We start from the raw sequence: 16,048 nt of genomic DNA, 5'->3' as shown, positions 1-16,048 counted from the left end.
GGGTGGCGGAGCCCCCGCACGCGCGGCGACAGCCGCGCAGAAACGACGAAGGCGAGGCCGCCCACGCTTTCCGTGGGCACACCTCGCCTTTCGCCCGCGGGCACACCTCGCCTTTCGCCTCCACGGAGCACCCCGCACGCCGCGAGGAAGGGGGCCGCGGGTGGCGGAGCCCCCGCACGCGCGGCGACAGCCGCGCAGAAACGACGAAGGCGAGGCCGCCCACGCTTTCCGTGGGCACACCTCGCCTTTCGCCTTCGTGGAGATGGCGGGAATCGAACCCGCGTCCAACGAAGTGGAAACAGGGCTTCTCCGAGCGCAGTCCGCTGCGATTTTCTCGGCCCCGGAGATCACGCGGACAAGTCTCCGACGGGCCCAGTCACTGTTCGATGTCCCGGTAGGTCCCGTGACCGGACCTACGCGGTGAGTTCCCTTAGCTGATGCCAGGAACCGGGGCGGGAACTACCCCGGGCTGACACTTCGCAGGTCGCTGCTCAGGCAGCGAGGGCGAAGGAATCGCGCTTGGTGTTGGCGATTATTTTTTTGCGGCACATGGTTAACGAGATCATTGCCGCGTTCCTCGGCTCGCTTCCCCTGCTTCGACGTTCGCTGTCGAAACCGATCATCCCCGTGTTGAGTTGACAATCTGCACAGCCACCCTTGCGGGCGGTGCCGTCATGCTGCTGCCATGATACGTGACCCGGCCGCGGTGACGCCAACCATTTCGTTCGGCGCCGACGGGACGGTGGCCGGGAGGCCCCGGCCTCAGACGGTCGCGCGCTGGCGGCGACGGACCGCCGAGACGGCACGTTCCGACTCGCGACGGTCCTGCTTCTCGCGGAGCGTCTGCCGCTTGTCGTACTCCTTCTTGCCCTTGGCCAGGGCGATCTCCACCTTGGCCCGACCCCGGTAGAAATAGAGCTGGAGCGGGACCAGGGTGTAGCCGGTCTCCTGGAGCTTGCCGGTGAGCTTGTCGATCTCAGCCCGATGGAGCAGCAGCTTCCGCTTGCGCCGGGCCGCGTGGTTGGTCCAGGTGCCCTGCGCGTACTCGGGGATGTGCACGTTGTGCAGCCAGACCTCGCCGCCGTCGATCTGGGCGAAGCCGTCCACGAGTGAGGCACGGCCCTGCCGCAGCGACTTGACCTCGGTGCCCGTCAGCGCGATGCCGCACTCGTACGTGTCCAGCACGAGGTAGTCATGCCGCGCCTTCTTGTTCTGCGCGATGAGCTTCCGGGCGTCCTTGTCACCCTTGGCCTTGGCCTTGGCATTGGTCCGTGTCGTCTTCATCTTCGCCATAGCCGGTCCATTCTCCCACTACGACCGGGCCTCGAGGCCACTCAATACTGTCCTGGCCCGCTCCATGGACTCGCCCCTGCTGCGCACCGAGAGGTCGGGCGCGATGCCGTGCCCCTCCACGTCGCGACCCGACGGAGTCGTGTAGTGACCCACCGTCAGCTCGGCGACGGAGCCGTCGGACTGGGGCCGGGGCATCTGCACCGACCCCTTGCCGAAGGTGCGCGAGCCGACCACGACGGCGCGGCCCCGGTCCTGCAGCGCACCGGTGAGCATCTCGGCCGCACTCATCGTCCCGCCGTCGACCAGGACGACCAGCGGACGACGCTCGACGTCGCCGGGGTGCTCCGCGTCGTCCTCGGCGTACAGCGCGTGCTCGGTACCGTCGTCGTCGTAGGTGGCGACGAGACCGCCGTCGAGGAAGGCCCCGGCCGCGGTGACCGCCTCGTCCACCAGGCCGCCGGAGTTGCCCCGCAGGTCCAGCAGGACCGGCCGGGTCTCCGGTACCCGCTCGCGGACCAGCTTGCGCACCTGTTCGCCGGAGCCCCGGGTGAAGGAGCGGATCGCGATCCGGGTGACGCCGTCGCCGATCCGGTCCATCCGCACCGACTCGGTCGTCAGCCGCTCGCGCCGCAGCGTGCGGTGCAGGTCACGGCCCCCGCGGGTGAGGTGGAGCCGGACCCGGGTGCCGGGGTCGGCCGCGTCGGCGGGGGCATCCGGGTCGGAGCCGCGCAGCAGCGCCACCACGGCGGTGACCGGCTTGCCCGTCACGCGTCGGCCGGCCACCGAGCGCAGCCGGTCGCCCGCCCTGATTCCGGCGCGGTCGGCGGGGCTGCCGGGCTGCACCCGCTCCACCCGCACGGCGGTACCGCGCCCGGCCCGCTGCCCGCCCGCGCGGTCGGTGGCGCTCTCCCCGTCCGCGGCGCCGCTCCCGGTGCCGTCGGTGCGCGGTGCACCGGCCCGGGTCTGCCGCACGGAGATGCCGACCCCCACATAGGAGCCGTCGAGGGCCTGCCGCAGCCCCTCGTACTCGCGGGCCGAGTAGGCGGCGGACCAGCGGTCGCCGCTGCGGCTGACCACGGCGTCCGCCGCGTCGTCTCCGGCCCGCTCGCGGGCGCCGCGGGAGCCGGCGGACTCACCCTTGGCGTCGGCCGGGCCGCCGAGTGCGCTGCGGCCCGCGCCGTGCGCGGTGCTGCCGGGAGCGGCCGACCCGAAGGCGGCCAGCTCCCCGCCGAACGCTCCGGTGGCGGCTCCGGTCGCCAGCACACCGGCGAAGACCATCGTCAGGGCCCCGCGCCGCGGTCGGCGCGGGCGCGTGTCGAGGAACCACGAGCCTGGCATGGTCCGGAGTGTAGGCCAGTGCGGGGCGCCTCACGGGGGGTTGGGCGCACGGCACCCCGCGGCCTGCGTCACACCTTCAGGTACTTGCGCAACGTAAAGAAGGCTGCCACGGCAGGCATCAGCAGCCCCACCACGAGAATCAGCGGCATCACCCCGGCCACCGCGTCCCAGCCGATGAACTCGATCAGCACGATCTTCTGCTGCAGCCAGTTGTTGATCAGGAAGTACTTGCCCAGGACGAGCAGCACACAGGCGAACCCCGCGCCGATCAGCCCCGCGATGGCGGCCTCCAGGATGAACGGCATCTGGATGTAGAAACTGGACGCGCCCACCAGCCGCATGATCCCGGTCTCCCGGCGCCTGCTGAACGCCGACACCCGCACCGTGTTGACGATCAGCAGCAGCGCGACCACCAGCATCAGCGCCATCACGCACAGGGCCGCGATGTTCATACCGTTGAGGAGGTTGAAGAGCGGTTCCAGCGTCTTGCGCTGGTCCTGCACCTCCTGGACTCCCTGTCTGCCGGAGAAGGCGGTCTGCAGCACCTGGTACTTGGTCGGGTCCTTGAGTTTGACCCGGTAGGACTCCTGCATCTGGTCCGGCGTCAGCGAGGCGGCCAGCGGCGAGTCCTTGAACTGCTTCTTGTAGAGCTTGTACGCCTGGTCGGCGGACTCGTGGTAGACCTTCTCGACGACGTCGAGCTTCTTCAGGTCGGCCTTGATCTCGCTCTTCTGCTGCCGGGTGACCGCGCCCTTGGCGCAGTTGGGGTCGTCCGAGGAGGCGTCGTTCTTGTTGCACAGGTAGATCGAGACCTGGACCTTGTCGAACCAGTACCCCTTCATCGTGCTCACCTGTTCGCGGGCGAGCAGCGAACCGCCCGCGAGCGCGAGCGACAGGGCGACCGAGACGATCACCGCGAAGGTCATCGTGAGATTGCGGCGGAGACCGACGCCGATCTCCGACAGGACGAACTGGGCGCGCATGGCGTCCTTTCCTCAGTGCTGGTGCCGGTGCCTCAGTCGCCTCAGTGCTGGTATCCGTAGACACCGCGCGACTGGTCGCGCACGAGGCGGCCCGTCTCGAGTTCGATGACGCGCTTGCGCATCTGGTCGACGATCTGCTGATCGTGGGTGGCCATCACCACGGTGGTGCCCGTGCGGTTGATCCGGTCGAGCAGCTTCATGATGCCGACGGAGGTCTGCGGGTCCAGGTTGCCGGTCGGCTCGTCGGCGATCAGCAGCATCGGGCGGTTGGCGAAGGCCCGCGCGATGGCGACCCGCTGCTGCTCACCGCCGGACAGCTCGCCGGGCATCCGCTCCTCCTTGCCGCCCAGGCCGACCAGGTCGAGGACCTCGGGGACCGTCTTGCGGATCTGGCCGCGCGACTTGCCGATGACCTCCAGCGCGAAGGCCACGTTCTCCCCGACGGTCTTGTTGCCCAGCAGCCGGAAGTCCTGGAAGACCGTGCCGAGCTGCCGCCGCATCTGCGGCACCTTCCAGTTGGACAGCCGCGCCAGGTCCTTGCCGAGCACATGCACCTGGCCGGAGCTGGCCCGCTCCTCGCGCAGGAGCAGCCGCAGGAAGGTGGACTTGCCGGAACCGGAGGAGCCCACCAGGAACACGAACTCGCCGCGCTCGACCTCCAGCGAGACATCGCGGAGCGCCGGGCGGTTCTGCTTGGGATAGGACTTGGAGACGCTGTCGAATCGGATCACGGATACACCACGTCGACCTGGGTAGGGACAACGGAAACCGCGGTGCGGCCCCCTGGGACGCCCTCCGGCGTCAGCCGGGAGCGGTGTGGGCGACCATACGCGAAGCGTGGCGTGCCGCGCACGCGGCACCCGCGCCCTCGGTCCGCAGCCGCGCTCCACCTGCCTGTTTCTGCGTGGAGCCGGCTCACCTGGCAGAGTGGAATCGAGCACCCCTGGGGAACGAATCACTCACGGGTGTCGTTGGCGCGACTGAGGAGGAGTTCGCATGACATGCGATCGACTGGTGTGTGCCAACTGCGCGGGGCCCGTGAACGAGGGGCGCTGCGCCGTGTGCCGTGCCCACCGGGAACGGCTGCACCGGGAGGCCCCGCTGGCGCATCTGTCCCCGGCGGCGCTGATCGCCCTGCTGGCAGCACTGATAGCAGTAACACTTGTGGCACAGCGCGTAGCCACGGCGTGACGTCGCAGACACGCGCCGTGCACGAGCGCCGTCCCGGCGGGTGCCCCGCCGGGACGCCGGGCCGTGTCGTCACCGGAAAACACGAACGCGCCGGGTTGCGGCGGTCCTGAGACCCCCGCGCCCCGGCGCGCTGGTGCGAGCCTGACTCCTTAGGCGGCGGTGCGCCGCGAGGCGAGCCTCGGCATCAGGCGGAACCCGACGCCACCGGCGATCATCGTCGCCGCGCCCACCAGCAGGAAGGTCGTCTCACCCGAACCGGTCTCGGCCAGCTCGTCCTTCGGCGCCTCCGGCTTGCTGTCCTGGACCGGCTGGCTGCCCGCGCTGTCCGGGTTGGTGCCGACCTCGCACTTCACCTGGTCACCGTCGAGGTCACAGGTGTCGTCGCCACCACCGCCGGAACCGCCGGTGGTCGCCGGCTCCTCGCCGCCACCGCCGTTGCCGTTACCGCCGTGGCCACCGTTGCCGCTGCCACCGTTGTTGGCGTCGCCACCGTTGCCGCTGCCGCCGTTGTTGGCGTCGCCACCGTTGCCGTTACCGCCGTCGTTGGCGTCGCCGCCGTTGCCGCTGCCGCCGTTGTTGGCGTCGCCACCGTTGCCGTTACCGCCGTCGTTGCCGTTGCCGCCGTCGGCGACACCGCCATCGTTGCCGTTGCCACCGTCGTTGCCGCCGATGACGGTGCCGCCGATGCCGCCGTCGTCACCGCCGATGCCGCCGTCGCCGCCACCGACGCCGTTGTCGCCGCCGCTGTCGCCGCCGCTGTCACCGCCGCCGTCGCTGTCGCCACCGCCGAAAATGCCGCCGAGAATGCCGCCGGAGTCACCGTTGTCCGACACATCGGCGGCCTGCGCGGCACCTGCGGCGGTCAGCGAGGCGCCCGCGGCGAACACGGCCGCTGCGGCGATCCGCGCGACCCGCAGCCGCGTCTTCGATTTGCTCATGTTCCAACTACCCCCAGTAGCTGTACTCGTGGATGGGGCCGCTGCGCGTGGAGCGCGATCCGCACCGGGCTTGCCGTCGAGGCGATGTCGAGGCGATGTCGTACCCCCACCCGGACTGCCGCCGTCTTCACCGGGGCTCTCTCGCCCCGTTCATGCGCTCCTGACACAGGCATGCCGAGCCAACAGCTTTCCCCAGCCCGCGTATGCGCGTCAAGCGAAGATCCGTCGAACAGGGCCGGGGCTTGCCCGACGGCGCCTGACGCGACGTCAGTTCTGGACCTGTTCCTGCTGCTTGCGCCAGCGGATACCGGCCTCCAGGAAGCTGTCGATGTCACCGTCGAGCACGCCCTGCGGGTTGCCCACCTCGTACTCGGTGCGCAGGTCCTTGACCATCTGATACGGGTGCAGGACGTACGAACGCATCTGACTGCCCCAGGAGTTGCCGCCGTCGCCCTTGAGCGCGTCCATCTTGGCCTGCTCCTCCTGGCGGCGGTGGGCGAGCAGTCGCGCCTGCATGACGCGCATGGCGGCGGCGCGGTTCTGGATCTGCGACTTCTCGTTCTGGCAGGAGACGACGATGCCGGTCGGCAGGTGCGTCATGCGCACCGCCGAGTCCGTGGTGTTCACCGACTGGCCACCGGGGCCCGAGGAGCGGAAGACGTCGATCCGCAGCTCGTTCTCCGGAATGTCGATGTGGTCCACCTGCTCCACGACCGGAAGCACCTCGACCCCGGCGAACGAGGTCTGGCGGCGGCCCTGGTTGTCGAACGGCGAGATGCGCACCATCCGGTGGGTGCCCTGCTCCACCGAGAGCGTGCCGTAGGCGTACGGCGCCTTCACCGTGAAGGTCGCGGACTTGATGCCCGCCTCTTCCGCGTAGGAGATGTCGAACACCTCCGTGGGGTAGTCCCGGCGCTCGGCCCAGCGCAGGTACATGCGCATCAGCTGCTCGGCGAAGTCGGCGGCGTCCACACCGCCCGCCTCGGCACGGACGCTGACGACCGCCTCACGCGGGTCGTACTCGCCGGACAGCAGCGTGCGGACCTCCAGCTCGTCCACCGTCTTGCGGACCGCGGCCAGCTCGTTCGCCGCCTCGGCGCGGGCGTCCGCGTCGTCCTCGCTCTCGGCCAGCTCGAAGAGCACCCCGACGTCGTCGATCCGCCCCCGCAGCTCCTCGACTCTGCGCAGCTGCCCCTGGAGATAGGAGAGCCGGCTGGTCACCTTCTGCGCGTTCTCGAGGTCGTCCCACAGGTCCGGGGCCGCCGCCCGCTCCTCGAGCGCGGCGATGTCTGACCGCATTTTGCCCAGGTCAAGGACGGCCTCGATCGACTCCATGGTGGAGGAGAGGGACTTCAGCTCTTCGGATACATCGACGACTGCCACGCTCCCCACCCTAACCGCAAGCCGCCACCCCATCCCTAGCCCACTTGGGCGTCACGCTCCGCGCTGCGGTGTGCCGTCAGCGTGGTCACCAGTACGTCCCGGCGCGCAGGCCCGGTGGTCTCCGCCGGACGGACGGCGCCCACCTCGTGCAAGGTGGTCCGGTCGTCGCCGAGCAGCAGACTGCCCGGCTCGTGCAGGGTGGCGGTCAGCAGCCGGGTGCCGTCGGGCGCGTAGACGGTGTGCCGGCCGCCGACGGCGTTCTCCCGGCCGACCAGCAGGGAACTCACCAGCGTCGCCCCGGTGCGGTGCCGCCCCTCGGGAACGGGCAGCGCGGCCCGGTCGGCCGAGGCGACAACCCGGACCGGATGCGCTCTGACGCTCCACACCTCGGCGTCCTGCAGGCAGCTCGCGATCCGGCCCAGCATCCGCACCAGCGCCTTGAAGAGCGGGTCGGCCACGAAGACGTCGGTCAGCGGCTCGATATGGCCGTCTTCCCCGAGAGGGAGCGGGCCGGTGTCCCCGGGCTGCGCGAAGGCCGGGTGCGGCGTCGGGCGCAGCGCACCGGTGCGGTCCAGCGAGAAGTGCCCGTAGCGGCGCAGGCGGTGCGTGTCGTCCCACGCGGCGTGGCCTTCCGGCGCCAGGTCCTCCCAGTGCAGGCCGAAGCGCCGCCAGTCGGCCGCGGCGGCTCCCACGCACCGGGAGACGGCCGCCGACTCCATCACATGGGCGTGCCGGGAGAGCAGCGCCTGCCGGACCCGGGCGATCTCGCCCGCGCTGCGCAGCGTCGGAGCGCCCGCGATGTCCTCCATGCGGCACCTCCCTCCTGCCCTGCCCGGTGCGGCCGGTGGGCCGCCTCGTGCGGCCCGCCTCGCCGGGGTCGCTGCGGCCGGTGCTCCGGTCCGGCACTTCCGGCCGGTTCCGGTCCGCCCGACCTGCGGGCACATCCGTCCGGCTCGGCACGTCCAGGCTGCTACGCACCGCCGCACTCCGCATCCGGGCCGGCGCACGGCTTCCGTCAGTCCGTCGGGTACCCGTACGCGGGCGCCCGCAACGAGCCGGTGTCCTCCTCGGCGGTGGCCAGCCAGCCGCCCACCGCGAGGGCCACGGCGGCCAGCGCGGCGGCAACGCCTATTTTCAGCCGTCTGCGCCGCACTGCGGTCCGGTGCCGCGCGGACCCGGCGCGCGCCTCGCCCGCGGCGCGGGGCGCACGTGCCGTGCCGTGCGCGCCTCCGGCCAGCTCGTCCTCGCCGGGCACCCGCATGCTCGTGTGGGTGTCCCGGTTCGCGTCGGGGCCGACCCGCGAGTGGACGAGGGGCACGGCGCCGCCGCCCGCGGCGGCCGCCGTGCCGGGGCCGGAGCGCCGGTCGTGCGTCGCGCCTCCGGCGCCGCCCGCGCCCGGCGAGTGGCCGGAGTACGGGTCGTCACCCGCGTACTCGTCGTGATCGGGGTACGCTTCGCGGCCCGCGTATGCGGCGTGTCCACCGTGCTCGTCGTACTCGCCGTGCTCGTCGTACTCGTCGCCCTGCTCGTCGATGTCGAGCGGCGGCAGCCCCTCCAGGGCCGGCAGCAGCTCGCGCAGCCGGGCCGCCAGCTCCGCGGCGCGCAGCCGGGAGGCGGGGGCCTTGGCGAGGCACTGGTGGACGAGCTGCCACAGCTCGTCCGGGATGCCGGGCAGCGGCGCCACGGTCTCGGTCACATGTCTGCGCAGCACCGCGCCGGGGTGGCCGCCGCCGAACGGCGTGAAGCCTGCCAGCAGTTCGTAGACGACGGTCGCCAGCGCGTAGATGTCGACGGCGGCGCGCGGCGGCAGCCCTTCGACGATCTCGGGCGCCAGATAGTCGGGAGTGCCGATGATCGAGGTGGCGCGGGTGCGGCTGGGCGAGTCGATGAGCTTGGCGACGCCGAAGTCGGTCAGCAGCGCGGGCGGCGCCCCGCCCGGGCCCTCCAGCGCCAGGGCGTCCAGCAGCACGTTCTCCGGCTTCACGTCGCGATGCACCAGCCCGGCGGCGTGCGCGGCGGCAAGCGCGTCGGCGACGTCGGCGGCGATGGCGACCGCGGCTGCGGGCGCCAGGCGGCGGTCCCGCTCCAGCCGGGTGCGCAGATCGGTACCCCGCACCAGGTCCATGACCAGGGCCAGTTCGTTGCCGTCCACCACCAGGTCGCGCACTCCGACGACGCGCGGATGGTCGAGGCACAGCAGCGCGCTGCGCTCCTGCACGAACCGCTCGACCAGGTCCTGGTCGGAGGCGAGGTCCTCACGCAGGAGCTTGATGGCGACGGGACCCTCCGGTCCGTCACCGAGCCACACCGTGCCGGCGCTGCCGCGGCCGAGGATGCGGTGTGCCGTGTAGCGACTGCCGATCTTCCGTGCCATGGCGACAAAGCTACGCGGCAGGGCCCGGGTTGGGAGCCCCGGATGCCGGTAACTGTCACTTCTGTGGGGGAAATCCCCCTTCAGATGTCGACAAATCCTCATGGTCACCGGTACTCGGGTCCGGCGCCGCGGGATTCCGGTTCGGCTGTCGGGCGAATCCCGGCCTCAGTTGTTGACCTTGTCGAAGAAGTCCCCGATCTCGCGGAACACGTCCTTCGTGGACTCCCAGAAGCTCTTGCCGTCAGCCCACCACTGCGGAGCATCCGTCAGGTTCCAGAACAGCACTCCGGCCACCACGAGGATCACGATGAGGAACAGGCATCCCTTGAGGCAGCCCAGCCCCGGGATGCGCATGGGGTTGGCGCTGCGCTGCCGCGGCTCGCGGCGCTGCCGGGGCTCGCGCGGCGGCCCCCCTTGCCGCGGATCCCGCTGCGGCCTCGGATCCCGCTGCGGCCGGGGCTCCCGACCCCTGGGCGGCTGCGGCTCGTAGCGCTGCGGGGGCTGCTGCGCGGGCGGCTGCTGCCCGTACTGGCCGTACTGCCCGTACTGCCCCTGTCGGCCGTACTGCCCGTGGTCCTGGGGGCCGGGCGGCGGGGCCTGCCGCTGGGGGCGGCGGCGCAGCGGATCCATGCTGGGATCGAGCGGCTGGAACTGGGTCTGCTCATTGCGGTCCCGGGCCGCGCGCAGCTGGCTCTCCCAGGGGTGGGGGCCGTCCTGCTGCGGGGCCCCGCCCTGCCCGCCCTGCGGCGGACCGCCCGGAACCGGCGGCATGACCCGGGTGGAGTCGGCGCTGCCGCCCTGGCCGCCCTGGCCGTAACCCCCCTGCGGGCTGCCGGTCTGCGGCAGCACATTGGTCTCGGCCGACGGGTCGTACTGGCCGGGAGCGCCGTGCGGACCGCCCGTCTGCGGCAGGACGTCGGTCTGCGCCGCGGGGTCGTACTGCCCACCGCCGCCCGGTGCCGGGGCGCCGGGCGCGGAACCCGGGACGGGTGCGGGCGCGGGATCCGGTGCCAGCAGCGCGGCCACCCCGAGCGCGGCGCCCGCGGCCTGCGGCGTGGCCTGGGCACCGATGCCGCCGGCGACGGTCCGCAGGCCGCGCGCCAGATTCTCGGCGCTGGGCCGCTCGTCGGGGTTCTTGCGCAGGCAGTGCTCGATGACCGTCCACAGCGGGTCGGGGAGGTTCGCGGGGCGCTCGGGCTCCTGCGCCAGATGCTGATGCAGGACGGCGAGGGCGCTGTCGCCGCTGAACGGCGGGTAGCCGCTGACCAGCTCGTACAGCAGGATGCCCGCGCCGTAGACGTCCACCGCCGAGGTCTGCGGGCGGCCCTCGGCCGACTCCGGCGCTACGTAGGCGGGGGTGCCGACGAACTCCTGGGTACGGGTCAGTCCGGGCGAGTCCGCGAGCCGCGCGATGCCGAAGTCGGTGAGCATCGGGCGCATGCCGTTCTCGTCCTCGGTGAGCAGGACGTTCGCGGGCTTCAGGTCCCGGTGCACGACGCCGTCGGCGTGGCTGGCGGCCAGCGCGTCGGCCACCTGTGCGGTGACCAGGCAGGCGGCGATGGGCGAGAACGGGCCGTTCTCGCGCAGGTAGCGATGCAGGTCAGGGCCCTCGACGAGGTCCATCACGAGCGCCAGCAGATCGCCTTCGACCACGAGGTCGCGGGTTCTGACGATGTTGTGGTGCGTCAGCCGCAGCAGCACGGAGCGCTCCCGCAGGAAGCGCATCACCACGTCGGGGTCGTTGGCCAGCTCCTCCTTGAGGACCTTGATCGCGACGGTCTCGCCGGGCTGCCCGGCCACCGCCGCCTCCGAGCCCGCCGTCTCGCGCTGGCGGGCCCGCCAGACGGTGCCCGTGGCGCCGCGCCCCAGCGGCTCTTCGAGCAGGTACTTGCTGCCTACCGGCCGCACGTCATGCGCTCCCTGGTCTCGTTCTGCAATCCCGCCCACAATAGTGCCGCCGCGCAAGGCGGCGCCGAGGCCCGCACCCGCTTCCGGGCGCGCGCGGCAATCCGGCGCAGCGCACCGGGCACGAGCCGGTGCCCGGTGGGCACGCCCGGCCGGACGACTCCCCCGGAAGACGCACGCGGGGTGGCGATGGTTGCGGTGGCGCCGTCACCCGGTCAAGATCATCAGCGCGGCAGAATCGGGCGGATGGCCAGGACCGGCTCCGCTGTCGGTCGCGGGTGCGAGTATGCATGCAGTGGTACGGACGATGTGCCGGCGCGTGAGCGCGGTGGGTGGGCTGCCCGCCGAGCGCGCGGCGCGGACGGGACCTGGAGGCGCAGATGCAGATCCGGCTGACTGTCGCGCCGGCGCCACGTGGCGCGCGCGGCACGGCGGACGCGGGCGGGGGCCGCACGGGACCGGCAGCACGCCCCGCCGCCCGGCCGCAGTCGGCGCAGCCCCACCCGGCTCAGCCGGTCGGACAGGCGAACGTACTGGTCACGGCACCGGCGGGCACCGTGCTGTCGGCGGTGACCAGCGCGCTGGCGACCTCAGCCGCGGCAGCGCTGGCCGCGGCGTCCTCCGCATCCGGTTCCGCCGGGGGTGAGGGGGCGGGCCAGGAGGAGGCGGCGCAGGAGCCCGTGGTCGTCTATGCCGGGACCCGGCGGCTCGACCCGCACCGCCAGATCATCGGCGAGCCCCCACTGCTGGACGGCGCGCTCATCTCGCTGCACGCCCCCGTAGCCCCCGCCGCGCTCCCCGCGCACGGCGCCGCCGTGACGGCACTGACGGCGTACGGCTCGGCCCGAGCCCGGCTGCATGTCACCGGCGGGCCCGACGCGGGCGGCATCCATCTGCTGCAGGGCGGCACGGTCCACCTCGGCCGCTCAGCGGAGGCCGACGTCCCGCTGGACGACCCCGACGTCTCCCGGCTGCACTGCGCCGTCACCGTGACCGACGGCGGCACGGTCACCGTGACCGACCTCGGCTCCACCAACGGCACCACGGTCGAGGGCGCCCCGGTCGGCCGGCAGCCCGTCCTGCTGCGCCCCGGCGCCGAATTGCGCATCGGCGAGACGACCGTCCGGCTGGAGGCCGCCACCCGCACCGGCCCGCACCCGGACGCCGCCGCGGCGGATCCGTCCGCACCCGGCCCGGCAACGCCGCTGGCCCTGCCCACGGCCCCGGACGGCGAGGGGCGCCTCCGCCTCGTCCCCGAACGGCCCGCCGGGAGCGGCACCGCCGCCGGAACGGGAACGGGGACGACCGGCACCTCCGGCGAGCTGCCGGGCCCCCGCGAAGGCGCCGCCCGGGCGGCCGAGCACTGGGGCACGGGGAACGGCCCGGGCGACTCCGCGCACTCCTACGCACCGGCGTCCGGCGGGCCCTTCCCCGGGGCCGACATGACCCACAGCGCGGGCCTCGTACCGCCCGGCGGCGCGGGCAGCGGCGTCGCCGGGCGGGCGCCGGACGGCGGGGAGGCCGCAGCCCGCAGAGGCCGGGGGCTGAGTGCCTGGGCGCGGCGCCTCACGGCCCGCACGGAGTCGGCCGGGCCGGGCACGGCGCCCGGCGGCGGACCGCGGCAGCCCGACCCCGACCCGCACGGGCCGACGCGCTACGGCTCCGGCACGAGCGGCTACGCGGCGCACCCGGCCGAGGGCTTCGGAAACCGCCAGGAGGCCGCCGCCGACAGCCTGTCGATGCCACCCGGTGGTGCGAAGCGCTGGCCGGACCCGGCCTCGGTGCTGCTGAGCGCCCTCGGGCCGGGCCCCCGGCTGTGGGAGCGGGGCCCTGAGCATCCGGACGCGCTGACCGTGCGGCTCGGCATCGCGCACCGCGGCGGCGGGCTGGGCGACGCGGTCACCGCCGACCTGCGCCGGGCCGGCGCCCTCGGGCTGGCGGGGCCGCGGGCGCGGCTGGCCGGACTGGCACGGTCCGTGCTCGCGCAGCTGACGGCCCTGCACGGGCCCAGCGCGCTGGAGGTCGTCCTGCTGTCGACCGACCCGGCGCGCAGCGCCCAGGCGCGGCAGCAGGAGTGGGCGTGGCTGGGCTGGCTGCCCCATCTGCGCCCGGGGCACGGCCAGGACTGCGGGCTGCTGACGGCCTACGACCACGACCAGGCGGCCGCGCGCACAGCGGAACTGGTACGGCGGCTGGAGGCCCAGGGCTCGGCTCCCCGCCCGGCGGGGGGCCGCGGGCCCGCCGCGGTCGTGGTGGTGGACGGCGACCCCGGCTCCGCGGAGCTGCGCGCGAGCACGGCCCGGCTGGCCCGCGAGGGCCCGGCCGCCGGTATCCATCTGATCTGTCTGGCCGAGACGCCGCCCGCCAGCCCGTCCTCGCCGCTGACCGCGACCCTCGAGGCGGCGGACGGCGCCTGCCCCGGGTTCGCCGAGTGCGGCACGGTCGCCCTGCTGAGCGGCGACGTCGCCACGGCGGTCAAGGTCCTGCACCCCGTCACCAGGGCAGCCCCGCACCGCACCCCCGAGGGCCGGGACGGACAGGCCGGACGCGACGGGCACGGCACCCGAGGAGGACAGACCGGACACGGCGCCCGGGACGGACACGGCGGTCCGCGCGGAGAGGACCGGCGGGACGGCCGGGCCCCGGCTCCTGCCGGAGCGGCGGCTCCCGGCGGAGAACCGCAGGACAGGACCGGCAGGGAACCGCAGGACGGGCCGGGCCGACCGGTCGCGGCGGAGGGCGGCCCGGGGGCGCCGGGCGGGCCCGTGGCCACCGTGGACGCGGTGTCGGCGGCATGGGCCGAGCGGTTCGCCCGGGCGCTGGCCCCGCTGCGGGAACCGGAGGGCGCGGGGGCCGACGCGTCGGCCCCGACCGTGACCCTGCCCGAGCAGTGCCGGCTGCTGGAGGAGCTGGGGCTGGCCCGGGCGACCCCCGCCGCGCTGCTCGCCCGCTGGTCGGAGCGGGCCGCAGCCACTGCGGGCCGGGTCCCGCTGGTCTTCGGTGCGGGCCCGCACGGACCGCTGGAGGCCGACCTCTCGGACCTGACGGAGCTGCCCGCCGGGATGGCACCCGCCGTCCCCGAGGGCGACACCGGCGGAGCGGGCCGCGCCCTGCCGGGGCACGCCTTCGTCAGCGGCGGCCCCGGATCCGGCAAGACCGAACTGCTCCGCTCGCTGGCGGCCTCCCTCGCCGCCGGGGAACGCCCGGACCGGCTCGCGCTGGTGCTGGTGGACGGCGCCGGTGCGGACGCCGGGGACGGGTTGCGGGTGTGCGAGGAGCTGCCGCACACCACGGCGCGGCTGACGGCGGGCGACCCGGTGCGGATGCGGCAGTTCGCGCAGTCGCTGAGCGCCGAACTGAAGCGGCGGGCCGAACTGATCGGTGACGAGAGCAGCTTCGAGGAGTATGTGCGGTCGGCCGCCCGCCCCTCCGGACGGGTGGTGGCTCCCCGGCAGGCGCCGGAGCGGGAGGCGGCCGCCGAGCCGCGGGCCGGGGAGGGTGTGCAGGTCCCGGCCCCCGCCCGGGCACCCGAGGAGCGGGCCGCCGTGGCCGCCCAACGGTCCAGGGGGCACGGGGGCGCGCCGGAGGACCGCGCTGCGGGCGGGAGCGGAACCCAGGGCGGCGGAAGGCCCGGCGCCGGAAGCGGCGGAGGGCTGGAGGCGCTGCCGCAGCAGGCCGGAGCGGCCGACGGGCCCGCCGGTGCGCCCTCGGCGGCCGGGGGCGGGGCGGCGCGGCGGCCGGACCCGGACCCGGGCGATCGAGCCGTCCGGGGCGGCGCTGCCGCCGAGCCCGAGCCGGACGGTACCCGGCGCACGCTCCGGCTGCGGCGCACCGAGGCGCGGCCCGGGGACCAGCCGCCCGCGGAGCCGGGCACGGTCGCGGCGTCCCGCGCCGAGGCGGCCCGTACCGAGGGCTCCGGCGCCGAGGCAGCCCGCACCGATTCCACTGACTCCGCTGGTGCCGCTGACTCCGCTGGTGCCGCTGACTCCACTCGTTCCCGGCGTACCGGTGGGCAGGACGGCGACGCTGCGGCGCCCTCGCTGACGTCGCCCTCCCCGCTGGGCCCCGGCGGTGTGCCGCCCCGGCTCGTGGTGCTGGTGGACGACTTCGACACGCTGGTCGACCCGGCGCTGGGCAACCCCGGCCGCCCCGCGGCCGGTTCGGTGGTCCGGGCGCTGGAGGCGGTGGCCCGGGCGGGGAGCCGGCTCGGCGTGCATGTGATCGCGGCGACCGGCCGCGCCGACCGGACGGTGCACACGGCACCGGCTCGTACGGCAGCGCTGCATGTGGAGCTGACCGGTGGCGAACGGGGCGCCGAGGGCACGCCGCGCGGACGGGGCACCCTGACCCTGCGTCAGCGCCGGGGGCCGGAGGGCACCGTGGTCGGCGGGGTGCCGGTCGCCTTCCAGGCGGGCCGGGTCACCGGCCGGATCCCCCGGACCGCGACGCTGCGGCCCACGGTGGTGCCGTTGGACTGGGCGCGCGCCGGGGATCCGCCCGCGCGCCGCCAGGTACGGGAGCTGGGCAACGGACCGACCGATTTGGCGCTGCTGGCCAGCGCGATGGAGCGGGCGGCCCGCCAGGTGGCGCCGGGGTCCGCACCGGGTCCCGGATAGGTACGGTGCGCGCGGGGCGGCGAGCAG

11 protein-coding genes and 1 other RNA gene are annotated in these 16,048 nt (G+C 74.1%); 2 read left to right on the top strand and 10 right to left on the bottom strand.

Annotated elements, in window-relative coordinates; genetic code table 11:
• Positions 1-254: 254 nt before the first annotated feature.
• The 5 genes from ssrA to ftsE all read right to left on the bottom strand — a co-directional run bounded on the left by ssrA (position 255) and on the right by ftsE (position 4,345).
• Positions 255-627, bottom strand: a transfer-messenger RNA (tmRNA) gene (ssrA, locus tag ACFYNS_RS28095).
• A 135-nt stretch (positions 628-762) separates the two neighbouring features.
• A complete protein-coding gene (smpB, locus tag ACFYNS_RS28090) occupies positions 763-1,284 on the bottom strand; it encodes an SsrA-binding protein SmpB (protein WP_360292994.1) in 522 nt (173 codons plus the stop codon).
• Between the two features lie 27 nt (positions 1,285-1,311).
• A complete protein-coding gene (locus tag ACFYNS_RS28085; RefSeq protein ID WP_388605617.1) occupies positions 1,312-2,631 on the bottom strand; it encodes a S41 family peptidase in 1,320 nt (439 codons plus the stop codon).
• Between the two features lie 68 nt (positions 2,632-2,699).
• Entirely contained in the window at positions 2,700-3,614 is a 915-nt protein-coding gene (ftsX, locus tag ACFYNS_RS28080) for a permease-like cell division protein FtsX (RefSeq protein WP_388605615.1), read from the bottom strand.
• Positions 3,615-3,655: 41 nt separating this feature from the next.
• Complete coding sequence (ftsE, locus tag ACFYNS_RS28075) at positions 3,656-4,345, bottom strand: cell division ATP-binding protein FtsE (RefSeq protein ID WP_360292974.1); 690 nt, start codon at positions 4,343-4,345, stop codon at positions 3,656-3,658.
• A 265-nt stretch (positions 4,346-4,610) separates the two neighbouring features.
• Between ftsE and ACFYNS_RS28070 the strand changes: the two genes are divergently transcribed.
• Complete coding sequence (locus ACFYNS_RS28070) at positions 4,611-4,805, top strand: hypothetical protein (RefSeq protein ID WP_078534678.1); 195 nt, start codon at positions 4,611-4,613, stop codon at positions 4,803-4,805.
• 149 nt (positions 4,806-4,954) lie between these two features.
• On the opposite strand, the gene ACFYNS_RS28065 is transcribed toward ACFYNS_RS28070, so the two are convergent.
• The 5 genes from ACFYNS_RS28065 to ACFYNS_RS28045 all read right to left on the bottom strand — a co-directional run bounded on the left by ACFYNS_RS28065 (position 4,955) and on the right by ACFYNS_RS28045 (position 11,408).
• Positions 4,955-5,743: a collagen-like protein gene (locus tag ACFYNS_RS28065; protein ID WP_388605613.1), complete on the bottom strand. Its 789-nt coding sequence runs from the start codon at positions 5,741-5,743 to the stop codon at positions 4,955-4,957.
• Between the two features lie 267 nt (positions 5,744-6,010).
• Positions 6,011-7,126, bottom strand: coding sequence for a peptide chain release factor 2 (gene prfB, locus ACFYNS_RS28060; protein WP_360292979.1), 1,116 nt, complete (start codon positions 7,124-7,126; stop codon positions 6,011-6,013).
• Between the two features lie 35 nt (positions 7,127-7,161).
• Positions 7,162-7,935: a 2OG-Fe dioxygenase family protein gene (locus tag ACFYNS_RS28055; RefSeq protein WP_360292982.1), complete on the bottom strand. Its 774-nt coding sequence runs from the start codon at positions 7,933-7,935 to the stop codon at positions 7,162-7,164.
• A 206-nt stretch (positions 7,936-8,141) separates the two neighbouring features.
• Complete coding sequence (locus ACFYNS_RS28050; RefSeq protein WP_388605611.1) at positions 8,142-9,500, bottom strand: serine/threonine-protein kinase; 1,359 nt, start codon at positions 9,498-9,500, stop codon at positions 8,142-8,144.
• Between the two features lie 165 nt (positions 9,501-9,665).
• A complete protein-coding gene (locus tag ACFYNS_RS28045) occupies positions 9,666-11,408 on the bottom strand; it encodes a serine/threonine-protein kinase (protein ID WP_388605609.1) in 1,743 nt (580 codons plus the stop codon).
• Positions 11,409-11,785: 377 nt separating this feature from the next.
• Here ACFYNS_RS28045 and ACFYNS_RS28040 point away from each other — a divergent pair, with 377 nt between their 5' ends.
• Entirely contained in the window at positions 11,786-16,021 is a 4,236-nt protein-coding gene (locus ACFYNS_RS28040) for an FHA domain-containing protein (protein WP_388605607.1), read from the top strand.
• Positions 16,022-16,048: the final 27 nt, after the last annotated feature.

The sequence above is a fragment of the Streptomyces sp. NPDC006925 genome (genome assembly GCF_042869575.1).
Classification (GTDB): domain Bacteria; phylum Actinomycetota; class Actinomycetes; order Streptomycetales; family Streptomycetaceae; genus Streptomyces.
Note: the sequence above shows the minus strand (reverse complement) of the source record. Positions and strands in the feature narration are given on the sequence as shown.

Bases quoted from the DNA above. Each gene is read 5' to 3' on its own strand.
- smpB (WP_360292994.1), bottom strand. From the start codon at position 1,284: ATGAAGACGACACGGACCAATGCCAAGGCCAAGGCCAAGGGTGACAAG.
- ACFYNS_RS28040 (WP_388605607.1), top strand. From the start codon at position 11,786: ATGCAGATCCGGCTGACTGTCGCGCCGGCGCCACGTGGCGCGCGCGGC.
- ftsX (WP_388605615.1), bottom strand. From the start codon at position 3,614: ATGCGCGCCCAGTTCGTCCTGTCGGAGATCGGCGTCGGTCTCCGCCGC.
- ACFYNS_RS28070 (WP_078534678.1), top strand. From the start codon at position 4,611: ATGACATGCGATCGACTGGTGTGTGCCAACTGCGCGGGGCCCGTGAAC.
- ACFYNS_RS28085 (WP_388605617.1), bottom strand. From the start codon at position 2,631: ATGCCAGGCTCGTGGTTCCTCGACACGCGCCCGCGCCGACCGCGGCGC.
- ACFYNS_RS28065 (WP_388605613.1), bottom strand. From the start codon at position 5,743: ATGAGCAAATCGAAGACGCGGCTGCGGGTCGCGCGGATCGCCGCAGCG.
- ACFYNS_RS28055 (WP_360292982.1), bottom strand. From the start codon at position 7,935: ATGGAGGACATCGCGGGCGCTCCGACGCTGCGCAGCGCGGGCGAGATC.
- ACFYNS_RS28050 (WP_388605611.1), bottom strand. From the start codon at position 9,500: ATGGCACGGAAGATCGGCAGTCGCTACACGGCACACCGCATCCTCGGC.